General features: G+C 67.2%; 16 protein-coding genes. 8 read left to right on the top strand and 8 right to left on the bottom strand.

Annotation, left to right across the window (positions count from 1 at the left end; translation table 11 throughout):
* Window positions 1-68 precede the first annotated feature (68 nt).
* The gene (locus tag ACQP0C_RS29645; RefSeq protein WP_433734700.1) at window positions 69-1,652 is read left to right on the top strand and encodes an alpha-(1->6)-mannopyranosyltransferase A; all 1,584 of its coding nucleotides are present in this window, start codon (window positions 69-71) and stop codon (window positions 1,650-1,652) included.
* On the top strand, window positions 1,649-2,608 hold the full coding sequence (locus tag ACQP0C_RS29650; protein WP_433725203.1) for a phytoene/squalene synthase family protein: 960 nt from the start codon (window positions 1,649-1,651) through the stop codon (window positions 2,606-2,608). Before ACQP0C_RS29645 ends, ACQP0C_RS29650 begins: the two co-directional genes overlap by 4 nt.
* 1 nt (window position 2,609) lies before the next feature.
* Here the strand turns inward: ACQP0C_RS29650 and ACQP0C_RS29655 are convergent, their stop codons facing one another.
* Entirely contained in the window at window positions 2,610-2,978 is a 369-nt protein-coding gene (locus ACQP0C_RS29655; RefSeq protein ID WP_433725205.1) for an Rv2175c family DNA-binding protein, read from the bottom strand.
* 151 nt (window positions 2,979-3,129) lie between these two features.
* On the opposite strand from ACQP0C_RS29655, the gene pknB reads away from it, so the two are divergent.
* The gene (gene pknB, locus ACQP0C_RS29660; RefSeq protein ID WP_433725207.1) at window positions 3,130-5,100 is read left to right on the top strand and encodes a Stk1 family PASTA domain-containing Ser/Thr kinase; all 1,971 of its coding nucleotides are present in this window, start codon (window positions 3,130-3,132) and stop codon (window positions 5,098-5,100) included.
* 80 nt (window positions 5,101-5,180) lie between these two features.
* On the opposite strand, the gene ACQP0C_RS29665 is transcribed toward pknB, so the two are convergent.
* The gene (locus tag ACQP0C_RS29665; protein ID WP_433725209.1) at window positions 5,181-6,566 is read right to left on the bottom strand and encodes a class II 3-deoxy-7-phosphoheptulonate synthase; all 1,386 of its coding nucleotides are present in this window, start codon (window positions 6,564-6,566) and stop codon (window positions 5,181-5,183) included.
* A 107-nt stretch (window positions 6,567-6,673) separates the two neighbouring features.
* Here ACQP0C_RS29665 and ACQP0C_RS29670 point away from each other — a divergent pair, with 107 nt between their 5' ends.
* Window positions 6,674-7,183, top strand: a complete 510-nt coding sequence (locus tag ACQP0C_RS29670; protein WP_433725211.1) for a polyadenylate-specific 3'-exoribonuclease AS — start codon at window positions 6,674-6,676, stop codon at window positions 7,181-7,183.
* A gap of 63 nt (window positions 7,184-7,246) precedes the next feature.
* Here ACQP0C_RS29670 and qcrB read toward each other — a convergent pair whose 3' ends face one another.
* The 4 genes from qcrB to ctaE all read right to left on the bottom strand — a co-directional run bounded on the left by qcrB (window position 7,247) and on the right by ctaE (window position 11,627).
* Complete coding sequence (gene qcrB, locus ACQP0C_RS29675; protein WP_433725213.1) at window positions 7,247-8,869, bottom strand: cytochrome bc1 complex cytochrome b subunit; 1,623 nt, start codon at window positions 8,867-8,869, stop codon at window positions 7,247-7,249.
* Window positions 8,866-10,041 (bottom strand): cytochrome bc1 complex Rieske iron-sulfur subunit, encoded by a 1,176-nt coding sequence (qcrA, locus tag ACQP0C_RS29680; protein ID WP_433725215.1) that lies wholly within the window; start codon window positions 10,039-10,041, stop codon window positions 8,866-8,868. Before qcrA ends, qcrB begins: the two co-directional genes overlap by 4 nt.
* 23 nt (window positions 10,042-10,064) lie before the next feature.
* Window positions 10,065-10,847 (bottom strand): cytochrome bc1 complex diheme cytochrome c subunit, encoded by a 783-nt coding sequence (qcrC, locus tag ACQP0C_RS29685; RefSeq protein ID WP_354961034.1) that lies wholly within the window; start codon window positions 10,845-10,847, stop codon window positions 10,065-10,067.
* Between the two features lie 168 nt (window positions 10,848-11,015).
* Window positions 11,016-11,627, bottom strand: coding sequence for an aa3-type cytochrome oxidase subunit III (gene ctaE, locus ACQP0C_RS29690; protein ID WP_433725216.1), 612 nt, complete (start codon window positions 11,625-11,627; stop codon window positions 11,016-11,018).
* Between the two features lie 255 nt (window positions 11,628-11,882).
* Here ctaE and ACQP0C_RS29695 point away from each other — a divergent pair, with 255 nt between their 5' ends.
* The 3 genes from ACQP0C_RS29695 (at window position 11,883) to ACQP0C_RS29705 (ending at window position 13,883) form a co-directional block, all read left to right on the top strand.
* A complete protein-coding gene (locus ACQP0C_RS29695) occupies window positions 11,883-12,308 on the top strand; it encodes a hypothetical protein (RefSeq protein WP_433725218.1) in 426 nt (141 codons plus the stop codon).
* Between the two features lie 71 nt (window positions 12,309-12,379).
* Window positions 12,380-13,441, top strand: coding sequence for an anthranilate phosphoribosyltransferase (gene trpD / locus ACQP0C_RS29700; RefSeq protein ID WP_433725220.1), 1,062 nt, complete (start codon window positions 12,380-12,382; stop codon window positions 13,439-13,441).
* Window positions 13,442-13,592: 151 nt separating this feature from the next.
* Entirely contained in the window at window positions 13,593-13,883 is a 291-nt protein-coding gene (locus tag ACQP0C_RS29705) for a hypothetical protein (RefSeq protein ID WP_433725222.1), read from the top strand.
* An 81-nt stretch (window positions 13,884-13,964) separates the two neighbouring features.
* Here the strand turns inward: ACQP0C_RS29705 and ACQP0C_RS29710 are convergent, their stop codons facing one another.
* Window positions 13,965-14,240 carry an Lrp/AsnC family transcriptional regulator gene (locus tag ACQP0C_RS29710; RefSeq protein WP_433679564.1) on the bottom strand — a complete coding sequence of 92 codons (276 nt, stop codon included), beginning with the start codon at window positions 14,238-14,240 and terminating at the stop codon, window positions 13,965-13,967.
* Between the two features lie 5 nt (window positions 14,241-14,245).
* Window positions 14,246-16,012 (bottom strand): DEDD exonuclease domain-containing protein, encoded by a 1,767-nt coding sequence (locus ACQP0C_RS29715; protein ID WP_433725224.1) that lies wholly within the window; start codon window positions 16,010-16,012, stop codon window positions 14,246-14,248.
* 603 nt (window positions 16,013-16,615) lie between these two features.
* Between ACQP0C_RS29715 and ACQP0C_RS29720 the strand changes: the two genes are divergently transcribed.
* Entirely contained in the window at window positions 16,616-17,191 is a 576-nt protein-coding gene (locus ACQP0C_RS29720) for a C40 family peptidase (protein WP_433725226.1), read from the top strand.
* The last annotated feature ends 150 nt before the right edge of the window (window positions 17,192-17,341 follow it).

Genomic DNA, 17,341 nt, shown 5'->3' on the forward strand with positions numbered 1-17,341 from the left:
CGCGCCCATCGAGCACTCCGGTGCGCCGCGCCACCCCGCCCACCGCCGAGCCCGGATTCCGCACCTGGATGCGGACCGCCGCAGATTTCGCCCGCAGCCCCGAGGGCCATTCGGCGCTGCTCGGCTTCTTCGGCGCGCTGATGATCACCTTCGGCGGATTCGGCGCCGGCAGCGTCCGCAAACGCGATCCGCTGCTCGAGTCGATGCATCTGTCCTGGCTGCGCTTCGGGCACGGCTACGTGCTGTCGACCATGGTCATCTGGGTCGGGGTGCTGCTGATGATCACCGCGTGGGTGCGGTTGGGCCGCACCACGATCGGATTCGGCGACCGGCCCGATGCCGGGGTCACGCTGAACGAACTGCGCGCGATCGTGGGTATCTGGATCTTCCCGCTGTTGTTCGCGGTGCCGATGTTCAGCCGCGACGCGTATTCGTATCTGGCCCAGGGCGCGCTGCTGCGCGACGGCTTCGATCCCTATGTATCCCCGCCGGTCGCCAATCCCGGTGTGCTGCTGGACAATGTGAGCCCGGTCTGGACCGCCACGACCGCGCCCTACGGCCCGATCTTCCTGCTGCTCGGCCGCGCCATCACCGCGATCACCGGCGACAACGTGGTCGCCGGCACCATCGCGCTGCGGCTGGTCATGCTGCCCGGGCTGGCGCTGATGATGTGGGCGGTGCCGTATCTGACCAAACATCTCGGCGGTAAGCCGACCGTCGCGCTGTGGCTGGCGGTGCTCAATCCGCTGGTGCTGATCCACCTCATCGGCGGCGTGCACAACGAAATGCTCATGGTCGGGCTGATGTGCGCGGGTATCGCGCTGGTGCTCGAGCGCCATCACGTGGCTGGCATCGTGGTCGTCGCGATCGGCGTCGCCATCAAGGCGACCGCGGGCGTCGCGCTGCCGTTCCTGGTGTGGATCTGGATGCTGCACGAACGCGAACGCCGCGCGCTGCAACGCGCCGCGCAATCACCGGGTGCCACCCAGCACGTCAGCGACACGGCCGAACCCGCGCGACCGAGCGCGGAAGTGCCGCATCCGGCACTGATGTTCGCCAGGATCGCCGGTCTCGGATTGAGCGTCTTCGCGGCGGTCTTCGTGGCCGCATCGGCCATCGCCGGGGTCGGCATCGGCTGGCTGACCGCGCTGTCCGGCTCGAAGAAGATCATCAACTGGCTCTCGCTGCCGACGATCATGGCGCATATGGTGCGCTGGGTGACGCCGTTCGCGATGGATCCGGTCCTGGTGGTGACCCGTGCGCTCTGCGCGGTGGCGCTGGTCGCCGTGCTGGCCTGGACCTGGTGGCGATTCCGGCACAGCGAACGCGAGGCGGTCTTCGGCATCCTCATCGCCTTCGTCGCCATCGTCATCCTCTCGCCCGCCGCACTGCCCTGGTATTACTCCTGGCCGCTGGCGCTGGCCGCCGGATTCGCCCTTTCGACCACCACGCTGATGGTGCTGGTCGGGCTGTGCACCTGGTTGATGCTGGTATTCCAACCGGACGGCTCGATCGGGCTCTACAGCTTCTGGCATGTCACCGCGGCCACCTTCGCCGCCGTGGTGGCGGCGCTGTCGCTGCGGACGGTCGACCCATTGCGATTGCGCGCCACCCCACCGGAAAACAATCCGGTCGCCGTCACCCCGTCATGACCGAGGTCGAGCTAGCCGCCGGTATCGCGCGTGACGCGGAACTGGCCGCGGCCTATCGCGTCTGCCGCGAAATCGCCGCCGCGCACGGCCGCACGTACTTCCTGGCCACCCGATTGCTCGCCGCGCGGCGAAGACCCGCCGTACACGCGCTGTACGCGTTCGCGCGGATCGTCGACGATATCGTCGATCACCCGACGCTCGACGCCGAGCACGGCCCGGCGGGCGAACTGGATCTGGTCGAGAAACAGCTCCGCGTGGCGCTGGAGCAGGATGTGCGGGCAGTGCACGGCCCCGCCGAACGCACCGACGTACTGATCGCGCTGGCCGACACCATTCGGCGCTATGACATTGCGCCCCAGCACTTCTGGACCTTCCTGGATTCCATGCGAATGGATGTGCCGGGTACCGCGCGCTTCCACGCCAGCTACGCCACCATGACCGACCTCCGCGAGTACATGCGCGGATCCGCGGCCGCGATCGGATTGCAGCTGCTGCCGGTACTCGGCACGGTCGTACCGGTCGCCGAGGCCGAACCCGCCGCCGCGGCGCTCGGCGAGGCATTCCAGCTCACCAACTTCCTGCGTGATATCGCCGAGGACCTGGACCGCGGACGGATCTACCTCCCCGCCGACGAACTCGCCGCCTTCGGCGTCGACGCGGACCTGCTGGCCCACTGCCACCGCACCGGGCACACCGATCAACGGGTCCGCCGCGCACTGGCACATCTCATCGCGATCAACCGTGACCTCTACCGCATCGCCAACCCGGGCATCGACCTGCTCGACCCCCGAGTCCGCCCCGCCATCCGCACCGCCAGCACCCTCTACTCGGGCATCCTGGAACGCATCGAGGACGCCGATTACGCGGTTTTCGCGGGGCGCGCGGTGGTCCCCCGCCATCATCGGTTGCGCGTCGCGGCGGTGGAGTTCACCACCGCCGCGCTGCATCGGTCATAACTCAGAAGGGCTCCGCCGCGGCGCGGCGCAGCACCTCGCGCGCCAGCGGGCCGTGCAATGCGTCGACGGGCTTACCCGGCAGGCTGTCGTCGTCGGTGAAGATCCACTCCAGGATCTCCTCGTCGGTGTACTTGGCGTCTTTCATGACGGTGATCAGGCCCGGCAGCGGCTTTACGATCGCACCGGTATCGTCGAAGAATCGCTCGGGCACGCCCGCAACGCCGTCGCGGCGCACCGCGAGCAGCTGATGGTCGCGCAGCATCTGATGCACCCGGGTCACCACGAGCCCGAGTTTGTCGGCCACCTCGGGCAGCGGGATCACCGCCACCGACTCAGGAAGAACATCATCACTGCAAGGAAATGCACTCACGCGGATAACGGTAGACGGTCCCGCGCCGCACGGCGTGAGACACCCGGGCGGCGATCGCCGATACCATCGTGGGCGGGCCGCATGAGGCGGTCGATCGCTTGTCGCGTACACAGCGAGGGGTGAGAACTTTGTGAAAGCCGGAGGACATCACTTGATCGGGCAAATCCTGGAGGGGCGCTACCGCATCGACGCGCCGATCGCGCGGGGCGGGATGTCGATGGTCTTCCGAGGGGTGGACACCCGACTGGACCGCCCGGTCGCCATCAAGGTGATGGACCCGAAGTTCGCCGCCGATCCGCAGTTCCTGTCCCGGTTCGAATTCGAGGCGCGCGCGGTCGCCAAGCTCAAGCATCCATCCCTGGTCGCGGTCTACGACCAGGGTGTGGACGGCGAACACCCGTTCCTGATCATGGAGTTGGTCGAGGGCGGCACGCTGCGCGAACTCCTGCGCGAGCGCGGTCCGATGCCGCCGCACGCGGTGCGCGCGGTCGCCGAGCCGGTACTGGCCGCGATCGGTGTCGCGCATTCGGCGGGGCTGATCCATCGCGATATCAAACCGGAGAATGTGCTGATCTCCGATTCCGGCGAGGTCAAAATCGCCGACTTCGGCCTGGTGCGCGCCGTCGCGGCCGCGAAGACGACCTCGGCGAGCGTGATACTCGGCACCGCGGCCTACCTGGCCCCCGAACAGGTGACCACGGGTACCGCCGACTCCCGCAGCGATGTCTACTCCTTCGGCATCTTGATCTTCGAACTGCTCACCGGGCAGGTCCCGTTCACCGGCGACACCTCGTTATCGGTGGCATATCAGCGCATCGAGAACGATGTGCCGAGCCCGAGCGAATTCATCGCCGGAATACCGCCGGAGTTCGATGAGCTGATCGCGCGCGCCACCAACCGCGAACCCGCGCACCGCTTCGCCGACGCGAACGAGATGGCGGCCGAACTGCATTCGATCGGCGGCGCACTGAATCTGCCGCCGTATCGGGTGCCGGCACCGCACGATTCGGCCGAACATCTCAGCGCCAGCTACCAGGTCGCGGCGCCGAATCAGCAGCAGGCCAGGGCCGCGGCACCGCCGGCACCGCAGTCGATGCAGCACACCAAGGTGGTCACCGCGCCACGGCCCCGAGTCCCCGATTACGGCCCGCCCGACAACTACGGGCCGCCGAACACCTACGGCCCGCGCGATCAGTATCCGCCGTCGCAATCGCCGCAGCCGTCGCCCTTCGCGGACGACCGCATGAAATCGCGCCGCACGGTACTGCTGTGGGTCGCCATCGTCGCGGCCCTGACCTTGCTGGTCGGGATCGGCGGCTGGTACCTGGGCTTCGGCCGCTATTCGGCGGTTCCGTCGGTGGCCGGAAAGGATCAGGCCAGCGCAGTCACGGCTCTGGAGAACGCGGGCTTCGCCACCGAACTCCGACAGAAGACCTCCGACACCATTCCGGTCGGCGGCGTGGTCGGCACCGACCCCTCGGCGGGATCCAAGGTCACCAAGGGTTCGACGGTGGCCGTGCTGATCTCCAGCGGCAAACCGCGGGTGCCCGATATCAAGGCGGGCGATCAGATTTCGAAGGTCAACCAGCTGATCCGCGATGCCGGACTGCAACCGGTGGACGCGGGCGAAACCGGCAGTTCGGCGCCCAAGGGCACCTTGGCCAAGGTGGACCCGGCTCCGGGAACGGTACTTCCGCTGGCCGCGCAGGTGAAGGTGTACCGCAGCAAGGGATCCCAGCCGGTCAAGATGCCCGATGTGCGCGGCAAGACCACCGAGGAAGCCAATAAGGTGCTCACCGCCGCCGGAATCACGGTGCGCGAGACCAGAACTCAGTTCGATCGAAGCATCGAGGCGGATAAGGTGATCGGCACCGATCCCGCCGCGGGCACCACGATCCAGTCCGGTGACGGCGTCACCTTGATCGTCTCCAATGCCGTGAAGGTGCCCATGCTGGTGGGCGAGAGCGTCGGCGACGCCCGCTCGAAGCTACAGGCCCTCGGCCTGCAGGTGACGGTGCGTCAGCTCACCCAGTCCGACAGCTCCGTGGTGATCGGCCAGAACCCCGGCGGGGGCGCCAATGTCGAGGCGGGCGCGACGGTCGCCCTGACCGCACTGCCCTGACCGCGGTAGCCCGCACCCCGAAGACGACAGTGGCGCCGCACTCGGTGCGGCGCCGCTGCCTCTCGATCGAAAAGCCTTGTTCAGCGCAGCATTTCGGCGACGAGGAAGGCCAGCTCCAACGACTGCTGAGTATTCAGCCGCGGATCGCACGCGGTCTCGTAGCGACCGGACAGGTCCATATCGGAGATGTCCTGTGCGCCGCCGAGGCATTCGGTGACGTCCTCGCCGGTCAGCTCGATGTGCAGACCGCCGGGGTGGGTACCCAGCGCATGGTGCACCTCGAAGAAGCCCTGCACCTCATCGATGATCCGGTCGAAGTGCCGGGTCTTGTAGCCGGTGGAGGCCTCGTGGGTGTTGCCGTGCATGGGGTCGCACTGCCAGATCACCTGGTGCCCGGTCGCCTGCACCTTCTCGATAATGGGCGGCAGCACGTCGCGGACCTTGGTGTTGCCCATGCGGGAAACGATGGTCAACCGGCCCGGCTCATTATTGGGATCGAGCCGCTCGACATACTCCACGGCCTGATCCGGCGTGGTGGTCGGGCCGATCTTCAGGCCGATCGGATTGGCGAGCAGTTCCGCGAACGCGATATGCGCGCCGTCGAGCTGACGGGTGCGCTCGCCGATCCACAGGAAGTGCGCGGACAGGTCGTAGAGCACCGGCTCGCCCGCCGGGTTCTCGCCGAGGCGCAGCATGGCGCGCTCGTAGTCGAGCACCAGCGCCTCGTGGCTGGCGTAGATGCGGGCCGACTGCAGGCTGGGGTCGTTCACCCGACAGGCGGTCATGAAGGCCAGGCCGCGGTCGATTTCCTCGGCCAGCGCCTCATAGCGCGCACCCGCGGGCGACTTGGCCACGAAATCGCGGTTCCAGTCGTGTACCCGATGCAGATCCGCCATGCCCGCACCGGTCAGCGCGCGCACCAGATTCATCGCCGCGCTGGCGTTGGCGTAGGCACGCACCAGCCGCGACGGATCGTGCTCACGCACCTTGGCATCGGCGACCAGCGAGTTCACCATGTCGCCGCGATAGGACTTGAGGCCGAGCGCATCGGTATCGGACGAACGCGGCTTCGCGTACTGTCCCGCGATGCGCGCGACCTTGACCACCGGCAGGCTGGCGCCATAGGTGAGCACGACCGCCATCTGCAGCAGGGTCCGGATATTGCCGCGGATATGCGGTTCGGTGTTGTCGGCGAACGTCTCCGCGCAGTCACCGCCCTGCATCAGGAAGGCCTCACCGCGTGCGACCTGCGCGAGTTGCGTGCGCAGCTCCTCCACCTCGGCGGGCACGCAGATCGGCGGGACGCTCTCGAGCACGGTGCGGATCATCGCCGCCTGCTCCGCATCCCACGACGGCTGCTGCAGCGCCGGACGCGCCAGAGCATCGTCCAGCCGCCTACGCAACTCTGCTGGCAGCGGCGGCAGCTCCGGCAGGCGATCGATCGGTACGTCGACGGTCCAGTTCACCCGTACAGAATACGGACCCTCGGGCCTGCGCAGGTACCCGGTATAAGGGGTGGATTCTGCCCACCTAGGGTGAATAGCCGGGCATTATCGCCGCACCGTACCGATCTTTGGAGGAGAGACCGATCTCGCTTCGATATTTTTATGACTGCGAATTCATCGAGGACGGTGCGACGATCGACCTGATATCGATCGGTGTCGTCTGCGAGGACGGCCGCGAATACTATGCGGTCTCAACCGAATTCGATGCCGAGCGGGCGGGCCCCTGGGTGCGCCGCTACGTGCTGCCGCAGCTCCCGTCACCGTCCTCGCCGCGGTGGCGCACCCGCGAACAGATCCGCAAAGATCTCTACGAATTCCTGGTTCCGCGCCCCAGCGTCACCCCGGAACTGTGGGCCTGGGTCGCCGCCTACGATCACGTCGCCCTGTGCCAACTCTGGGGCTCCATGGTCGACCTACCCAACGCCCTGCCCCGCTACACCAACGAGCTGCGCCAGCACTGGGAGGCGCACGGCCGTCCCGAACTCCCGCCGGTCCCACCGGACGCCCACGACGCCCTCGCCGACGCCCGCCACAACCTCGCCAAATTCGAGGCCATCGAGGCCGCCCGCCGCCGCTGACGCAGCGGAAAGCGAAAGGCCCCGAGTCGATCGACTCGGGGCCTTCTGCTTTCGAGCTACAGATCAGTGGCCGTGGTTGCCGTTCCGACCGTTCGCCTCTTCCTGGACCCGCTGCAGCACGGCGAGTTGCTTGTGCTCCTCCGCGTGCTCGGCCTCGAAGGCCTGCTCGATCTCGTGCGCGGGGTCGGCGCGCAGGAAGCTACCGGTGCCCGGCTGACCGGCCGAACCCAGCTTGTTCATCTTCTTGGGCACCGTCGCGCCCTGGTACTCCAGCGGGATCGGGTGGCCGTGGTCGTCGACCGGGCCGAGCGGCTGGTGCACCTCGATGTACTCACCGTGCGGCAGTCGCTTGATCACACCGGTCTCGATGCCGTGCTCGAGCACCGCGCGGTCACTGCGCTGCAGACCGAGGCAGAACCGGTAGGCGATGAAGTACGCGACCGGCGGCACAACCAGCAGGCCGATGCGGCCCATCCAGGTGGTGGCGTTCAACGAGATGTCGAACTTCAGCGCCAGGATGTCGTTGACGCACGAGAGCGTCAGCACCACGTAGAAACCGATCGACATCGCACCGATCGCCGTGCGCACCGGCACGTCGCGCGGGCGCTGCAGCAGGTTGTGGTGCACCTTGTCGCCGGTGAGGCGCTGCTCGATCCACGGGTACAGGATCAGCACCGTGAACACCAGACCCATGATCAGCGCCACCCAGAACACGGCGGGCACCGTGTAGCGACCCAGGTAGAGCTCCCACGGCGGCATCAGACGCGCCAGACCGTCGGTCCACATCATGTAGAAGTCGGGCTGCGAACCCGCCGACACCTGCGAGGGGTTGTAGGGACCCAGGTTCCAGATCGGGTTGATCTGCAGCACACCGGCCAGGATCGCCACGATGCCGAGGGTGAAGGCGAAGAACGCACCCTGATCCGAGGCGAACACCGGCACGATGCGCGCGCCGACGACATTGTTCTCGGTGCGGCCGGGGCCGGGGAACTGCGTGTGCTTCTGGTACCAGACCAGCGCGACGTGCGCGGCGATCAGCGCCAGGATGATGCCGGGGAACAGCAGCACGTGCGCGATGTACAGGCGCGGGATGATGATGTCGCCCGGGAAGTCACCGCCGAAGATCAGCCAGTGCATCCAGGTGCCGATGATCGGGATACTCATCGTGATACCGCCGAACGCGGCCCGCAGACCGGTACCCGAGAGCAGGTCGTCGGGCAGCGAGTAACCGAAGAAGCCCTCGAACATCGCCAGGATCAGCAGCAGGCAGCCGATGACCCAGTTCGCCTCACGCGGCTTGCGGAACGCACCGGTGAAGAAGATGCGGAACAGGTGCACGATGATCGACGCCGCGAACAGCAGCGCGGCCCAGTGGTGCACCTGGCGCACGAACAGACCACCGCGCACCTCGAAGGTGATGTTCAGCGCCGTCTCGTAGGCCCGCGACATGGTCACACCACGCAGCGGCTGGTAGGCGCCGTTGTAGACGACCTCGCTCATCGACGGATCGAAGAACAGGGTCAGATACACACCCGACAGCAGCAGAATGATGAAGCTGTAGAGCGCGATCTCGCCGAGCAGGAACGACCAGTGGGTCGGGAAGACCTTGTTGATCGACCGCTTCATGAACGCGGCGGCGCGGTACCGCTCGTCCGCGGCGTGGGCTTGGGCTGCAACCCGACTCATGAACGACGCTCCCAGTAGGCCGGTCCGAGCGGCTCGATGAAGTCGCCAGCGGCGACCAGGTAGCCCTCGGAGTTGACGGTGATCGGCAGCTGCGGCAGTGCGCGAGCGGCGGGACCGAAGACCGGCTTGGCCCATTCGGTCGCCAGGAACTGCGACTGATGGCAGGGGCACAGGATCTTGTTGGTCTGCGACTCGAACAGCGATGTCGGGCAACCGAGGTGGGTGCAGATCTTCGAGTAGGCGAAGTAGTCGCCGTAGTTGAAGCTCTCCTGCCCCTTACGCTTGACGGCCTTCTGCGCATCTTCGGTGCGCAGCCGGATCAGCATGACGGCATTGCGGATACCGCGCAGGGACTGCAGCGTCGCGTGCTCGTCGCCGCGCCACTTCTCCTTCCACGGGAACACCGTCTCCATGGCGCCGGCGTCCAGATCCTCCGGACGCACCAGCATCACGTCCTCCGGGCGACCGGTGTCGCGACGGATGTAGATCGTCTCGCCCGGGAAGTCCGGGGTCCAGCCCGAGACCCACAGCGGCGACTTGTCGCCCTTGGCCCACGGGTTCTTGATCATGCCGCCGACGAAGACCAGCAGCGCGCCGATACCGAGCACGCCGACACCGGCGCCCGCGGTCCGGGTGATCATCTTGCGGCGACCCAGCGTGGAGGTCTCGAGCGCGTCCTGCAGCTCGGCGACCAGGGTGCGGCGCTCGACCTCGGGCGAGGGCCCGTCGTGGCGTTGCTGGATGGACAGCTCGGCGGGGATGAACTTCTTGCGGATCAGCACCACCGCGATACCGATGACCAGCACCGCGATACCGAAGCTGAGGCCGACCAGCGGGGTGAACAGCGAGTAGGCGGTGTGGCCCTCCTCGTTCGTGCCCTTGAACTCCCAGGGCCAGAACAGGAACACCCCGACCAGAACCGCGGCGGCGATACCGGACACCGCGAACCAGAACGAGACCTGCCGCTCGGCGCGCTTCTCGGCGCGCGTGCCCGGCACCGGGAACCGCTCACGCCGGTAGGCGACGTCGACGTCGTCGCGCTCGGTGCCGAGCTTGACCAGCTCGTCGCGAGTCATCGCGTCGAGTTCTTCCTCGGTGGGCTCAGCCGGTGTGGAATTCACCTGCTCGTTCGACGGCTCCACACCGTCGTGGCCCTCATCCGGCCGACCCATGTCGTTTGGCTCCTTGTTTTCGCTCATGAACGGGATCCGATCCACATCGCGGCACCCACGACGAGCGTGATGCCGACCACCCACATGGCCAGACCCTCGGTCGCGGGACCGAACCCGCCGAGGTCCCAGCCACCGGGGCTCTTCTCCTCGGTCGCGTTCTTGACGTAGGCGACGATGTCGCGCTTCTCTTCCGGGCTCAGCTGCCGGTCGGAGAACTTCGGCATGTTCTGCGGGCCGGTGAGCATCGCGTCGTAGATCTGCTGCTCACTCGCCGGTTCCAGCGGCGGGGCGAACTTACCGGAGGACAGCGCGCCGCCGCGGCCGGTGAAGTTGTGGCAGGACGCGCAGTTCATCCGGAACAGCTCCGAACCGCGGGCGATATCGGGACCGCGCAGCGATTCCTGGGCGATCTCGCCGTTGGCATCGCGCACCACGCTCGGGCCGCCGCCGTTGGAGGCGACGTACGCGCTGAGCGCGTCGATCTGATGGGCGTCGAACTTCGGTGGCTTGCGCTGGGCCTGGGCCTCGTTGCGCGCCATCGGCATGCGACCGGAGGAGACCTGGAAGTAGACGGCGGCCTCGCCGACGCCGATCAGGCTCGGACCACGGTCGGGCACACCCTGCAGGTTGGCGCCGTGGCAGGTGATGCAGGAGGTCTCGTAGAGCTGCTTGCCGTCGCGGATCAGCGCGGACTGGTCCTCGTGCGCGGTCGCGACCTGCGGGTCCGGCGTGATCGCGGTGGCAAGGAATCCGGCTCCGACGAGGCCCACCAGCAGCGCAAGCCCGCCCGCGATGCGACGCCGCATGCGGCGCTGCTTACGCGTCCTGCTGGCCTGGCCGGCCGCGACGTCTTGGCGGCTGATCGCCGCGCTGGGGCTGGCGGGCTCTGGCGCTGACGGGGGAGATGAACTCATCTGTGTCCCTTTGGAGTAGACGGAACCGACTTGTGCAAAAGATTTGGGGGTACTGGCCGCTCAGCGGACGAAGTAGATCGTGGCGAACAGCCCGATCCATACGATGTCGACGAAGTGCCAGTAGTACGAGACGACGATCGCGGCGGTGGCCTGTGCGGGGGTGAACTTACTGACCTTGGTGCGGACCAGCAGGAACACGAAGGCGATCAGACCGCCGATGACGTGCAGACCGTGGAAACCGGTGGTGATGTAGAACACCGAGCCGTAGGCGCTGCTGGAGATCGAGGTGCCTTCCCGAACCAGGTTGGAGTACTCGTAGCCCTGACCGGACACGAATAGCGCACCCATGATGAGGGTGATGACGTACCAGCGGCGCAGGCCGAACACGTCACCCTTCTCCGCCGCGAACACACCCATCTGGCAGGTGAACGAGGAGGCGACCAGCACGGTGGTGACCGGCACGGCAAGCTTCAGGTTCAGCTCGGTCGGTTCCGGCGGCCAGTTGCCGTGGGCCTGGGCGCGCGCGACGAAGTACATCGCGAAGAGCCCGGCAAAGAACATCAGCTCGCTGGACAGCCAGATGATGGTACCGACGCTCACCATGTTTGGCCGGTTCAGCGAATGCACACGCTGAGTAATGGCCGATCCTGGGGTCCCTACTGCGGTCGTCACGGGGGTAAGTATGACTCGTCGTAGTACGACACAAGTACCCGGGTGCGAAACTTGTCCTCCCGTGTCGGAAAACGCACGGACAGACGGGGTCTCGCGTTCACTTTGCCGGGCCCACGGCGGGGCGTGTCGGCGGCCCCGAAGGTCCACGTCCGAGCGGTAGGGACTCGCCGCGCTGTGGGACTCGGCCGAGCTGCGTTGCGCCGTGGGCGAGCATGACAGACGTTGGTAAGTAAAAGCTGAGATCAGGAGGCGGATGTGACGCGCTGGTGGCAACGGCTATTCGGCGGGAACGAACCCGAATCGCTCGATCCGACCCGTTCCGATCTAGTAGTCGTCGCGGAGTGCTTCGATGACTCCGAGGCGTGTTCGACGACACTCGCGCGCGCCTCGGCTCTCAATCCGGACGCACCCGCACTGCTGCGCCACCACCTGCGGCTGCCACCCGAACAGGTCGCCGAGGTGTGCGGCATCGCCGCCCAGGACGGATACGCCGCGGCCCCACGCACCGCGAATCCGAGTCCGCACGAACTGGAATCGCTGATCCTGCAACGGGTCCAACTGCTCGACGCACTGCATTGTTCGCAGGAACGATCCAGGATGGTCGGTCTCGCACAGCGCCACGACGGCGTCGCGGATGGCTGGGATGCGCTGCAACCCGGTTCCGCGACCGCGCAGCAGTAACAACGTCTCGCCAACTAGGCTTTAAGCGCGACAAACTGGTGCGCGAACCGGTGGTGACGGGAGAAGCGGATATGAGGGTGCGCAGCTGGCCCCAGGTGCTCGGGACCATCGCCGAAGGTGGCGATCTGGCGGCGGACGATACGGCATGGGTGATCAATGAGATCTTCACCGACAATGCCACGCAGGCTCAGATCGCCGCATTCGGTGTCGCGATGAAGATCAAGGGCCCGACTCCCACGGAACTGTCCGGAATGGCCGCCGGCATGCTCGGCCACGCCCGCCTGGTCCATGTCGACGGCGATGCGGTGGACATCGTCGGAACCGGCGGCGACCGCTCCGGTTCGGTGAACATCTCGACGATGTCCTCGATCGTGGTCGCCTCGACCGGAGTCCCGGTGGTCAAGCACGGCAACCGCGCGGCCTCCTCGAAGAGCGGCGGCGCCGATGTGCTCGAGGCGTTGGGCGTGAAGCTGGCGCTCGGACCCGAGGCCGTGGCTCGCTGCGTGCGCGAGGTCGGCATCGGCTTCTGTTTCGCGCCGCTGTTCCACCCCGCGCTGCGCTTCGCCGGTCCGGCCCGCAAGGAGATCGGCATCCCCACCGTTTTCAATGTCCTCGGCCCGCTCACCAACCCGGCGCAACCGCGGGCCGGGCTGGTCGGCTGCGCATTTCCCGATCTGCTTCCGGTGATCGCCGGGGTCTTCGCCGAACGCGGCGCGAGCGCCATCGTGGTGCGCGGCAACGACGGCCTCGACGAGATCACCACCTCCGACACCACCGCCGCCTGGGTGGTGTCGGGCGGCGAACTGTGGGAGACGACCATCGACCCGACCCGCATCGGTATCGCCCGCGTGCATCTGGACGCGCTGCGCGGCGGCGACGCCCAGGTCAATGCGGGTGTCGCGCGCAGCGTATTCGCGGGTACCGCGGGCCCGGTGCGCGATGCGGTGCTGCTCAACTCCGCCGCCGCTATCGTCGCCTACGAGCTGTCTCGCGGCACCGGCGATCCCGACGCCGATGTGCACGACGCACTGGCGGCGGGCATCGAACGCGCCGCAGAGGCCATTGACACGGGCAAATCCGCTGCCCTCCTCGACCGCTGGGCCAAACTCACCAACACCCTCGGCGACAACTGACCCGCGCCGGACACAGATGCGCGGCGCATATCGTGCGTCGCAGGTCAGCACTACCTGGCCGCAGCGGTTACAGTGACGGCGGCATCCGGCGTTGCCCTCGTGCTCGACGTCGGGCCTGCGCCGCCCGTCTCTAGCGGCTAGGAGCACAGATATGAAGTGGGGCGTTTACGCGCTACTGGGCGTGCCGGCGATCGCGGCGACGGTTGCCAACGGACCCGCCGCGAACGCGGCGCAGGGCAGCCTGGTCGTCAACGGCACCGTGTACCACGAGCCGTCCGGCTGTGTGCAGATCGGCGGCAGCGCCTCCCCCTTGGCCATCGAGAACCACACCGACGCCGCCGTCACCGTTTACCCCCTGGTCGGATGCAAGGGCGAAGCGAGCGCCGTGCTGCTCTCCGGTGCTTCCGGGACCTTCTCCGGCTCCTCCATCCTGGTTCCCTGAGCCCGCTCGTACGCGGACTCCTCGGATCCGCATACCAGGGATGCCCACGAGAAGTGCGGTTCCCGACCTCGGCCGCCGCACTCATTCGCCCAGCGAGAAGCCCGCTTCGATATCGGCGCTGGAGTAGGACTTGAAGGCAATGTGGGTGGTTGTCCGCGCGACACCGGGGGTTTTGTCGATGCGGCCGGTCACGACCTCGGCGATCTGCTCGTGGTCGCGCACCCGCACGATCGCGATCAGGTCGACATCGCCCGCGCACGAATAGACCTCGGTGACGCCCTCGGTATCCGCGACCGCCTGCGCGGTCTCGGGAATGCGGGCGTTCTGGGCCTGGATCATCACGATCGCGGTAATCATGGCTGTCAGCCTAGGCGCTCGCCGCGCCGGTACTCCGCGAGTTCGGCGTCGGACTCCGGGAGTCGGGCGCGAGCCGCATCGGCGAGCTCGGCCCACCCCGCCCAGCGCCCGGCACCACGGATCGGTTCGCCGTATCCCGCACTGGTGCGCACGATCCGGACGCCCGGACGCCCCAGCCATCGCGCGACCAGACCGACCTCCTCCGGTGCGGCACCGCGCAGCGGCGGCGCCGGCTCCGGCAGCACGGTCTGCGCCGCCGCGACAATGCGTTCGATCACCGGCATGGGCGGCACACCCCGCACCGAGGTCCCCGCACCGGCGAGCCGCCCATACCGGATCACCGCGTACTCCCACCCGCCCGCACTATCGGGATGCGCCGCGATCAATTCGGCGATCCGCGCCACCGCGGACAGTCGCTGGGTGCGCTGCAGGGCGCGAACCACCGCGACGGTCCGGTCGCGCAACCGCGCGGCGGCCTCGAAATGTTCGGCGTGCGAATGGGTTTCGATACGGTCGAACATGGCACGCAGTGGCGCGTCCGAATGCCCGGCGAACAGCGCCCGAACACCTGCCGCGGCGGGTTCGTATTCCTCTCTATATATAGGAGAGCCACCGAGGGCCGCTGGACACCCGCCGACCACCGCGGGCGGGCACTCGTGGCGACCGTCGCGCGGCAGTCGCGTCGTGCAGGTGCGCAGGCCGCTGTGCTCGGCGATGGTGAGCGCGACATCGTTGGCATCGGTCCGAGAAGAGAAGGGCCCCAACGCCTCCGCGGTCGGTGTGCGCGCGATCGCGAATCTGGGGAACGGTTCCTCGGTCAGCGTGATCCACCAACCGCGCTTGGGAAATTTCGAGCGCCGGTTATAGGGCGGGGTATGCGCGACGATGAGTCGCAGTTCACGCACCCCGGCCTCCAGCCCGTGCGCGCACACCACATGGTCGACCCGAATGGCAAGCGACACCATCTCTTTCATCCGCCCCCTGGTCTCGGATCCGGTGAAGTAGTTGCGCACCCGGCGGCGCAAATTCACCGCCGTCCCTATATAGAGGACTTCGTCCGAGGGCCCGCGGAAGAGATAGACGCCGGGACTCGACGGCAGATCATTGGCGAGGACCCGTTTGGCACGTTGGCGCGGTGTGACATTCGGCAGATAGTCGAGCAGTTCGGTCAGGCTGTGCACGCCCAGATTTCCGACCCGGCCGATGAGGGCGTGCAGCACGTCCACGGTGGCCCTCGCATCGTCGAGGGCGCGGTGGTTCGGCTGCGTGGCCGCACCGAGCAGCGGCGCGAGCGCGCCCAGCCGGACCGAGGGCGCCTCGTCGCGGGCGAGCACACGCCGCGCCAGCTTCACCGTGCACACCACGGGCCCGCTCGGCCACGGCGTGTCCATCCGGGCCGCGGCGGCGCGCAGGAACGCCATATCGAAGCGAGCGTTGTGCGCGACGAGCACCGCGCCATTGGCGAACTCGAGAAAACCCGGCAGCACCGCCTCGATCCGGGGCGCCTCGTAGACCATCGCCGTGGTGATCCCGGTGATCTGGACGATCGCGGGCGGGATGGCCCGCCCCGGGTTCACCAGCGTCGCGAACTCCCCCAACACCTCGCCGCCGCGTACCTTCACCGCGCCGATCTCGGTGATGGCATCGCCGTCCGGGCTGGTGCCCGTGGTTTCCAGGTCGACGACCACGAAGGTGGTGTCGTAGAGCGGCGTCTCGAGCTCGTCGAAGGCCAGCTGCCGTGCGGTGGCCTGGCGCGGCGTCGGATCGGGCACGGCGTGCAGCGTAGGGCCTCGGTACGACAGGAACGCCCGGGAAGCCACCTCGGATTTCGCCATGGAAATACCCGAATTACACGACGAGGATTTCGCTCCGATTCCCACAAAATGATCTAGAACACCAAAAAGTGATGCAGGTCACATTGTTTCCAAAATGACATCAATCCGGCGGACACGCCCGGGTGTTCGATGTCGGCACCCTCGGCGCGCTGCCGTCGGAACCGGCAAGGAGACCGACTAGTTCGACATACCCGACCGATAGCAGCTCGATATACCTTTCCGACCTGGGCAAATCCCGGCAAACACCGCGTCTGGGACACGCTGCCGTCACTTGGCGACCACCTGGATAGCAAGACCGACACTCTCGGATAATCGCCGGTCGTTATTGTTTTGTGATTGCTGTGACAAATCTCGCACATAATCCGCGGCAAATTTGTTGAGTATCGCCATTTCGGATCTCTTCGACTTTACAAACCACCGTGATGTGTTCGTAACCTTTTCGAGACCTCACGGAGTCCGGCGCACCACCCGACGGTGTCCGAACAGAAGTCCGCTGCACCACCGGGTGCGGCGTCGTGGGGCAGATTGGGAGAACGCACCATGGCGACCAACACCGTCAAGCGACATGCACAGCGTGCCGTCGCGGCCGGAGCCGTCGGAGCTGCCACGCTCGGCGCCCTCCTGCTGCCCGCCGCGCCCGCATCGGCCCAGCCGGTCACCATCCCCGGCGTCGGCACGTTCGATGTTCCGAACGAGATCCCGATCCCGCAGGGTATCCCGGGCATCGAGGTGCCCGGCGCCCCGGCGCCGCTGCCCTTCCTGGCTCCCAAGAAGACCCTCGGCGATGTCGCCCTCGACGCCGCGATGAGCAAGCTCGGCGCCCCGTACGTCTACGGCGCCGCGGGCCCGAACGCCTTCGACTGCTCCGGCCTCGTCAAGTGGTCCTACGAGCAGGCCGGCCTGGAGCTGCCGCGCACCAGCGGTGAGCAGCTCGCCGCCGGCGCCCCGGTCTCCCTCGACGATCTGCAGCCCGGCGACCTGGTGTCGTTCTACGGCGGCAGCCACTCCGGCCTGTACGCCGGTGACGGCAATGTCGTCCACGCCTCCACCTCCGGCACCCCGGTGAAGCTCGCGCCGATCTCCTCGATGCCGATCGCGGGTGCTCGCCGCTTCTGAGCGACCCTTCCGATCTCTGCGCCCGGCCGTCCCGACGGCCGGGCGTCCGGATGGCATAGGTGATCGTTTTGTGCCCCACTGGACACGGACCTACGCCATTCCGTAACCTAATCGAGACCTTCCCGGGTTGCGGCGTCCGCGGCAGACGTT

It is taken from the genome of Nocardia sp. CA-129566, from assembly GCF_050956075.1.
Taxonomy (GTDB): domain Bacteria; phylum Actinomycetota; class Actinomycetes; order Mycobacteriales; family Mycobacteriaceae; genus Nocardia.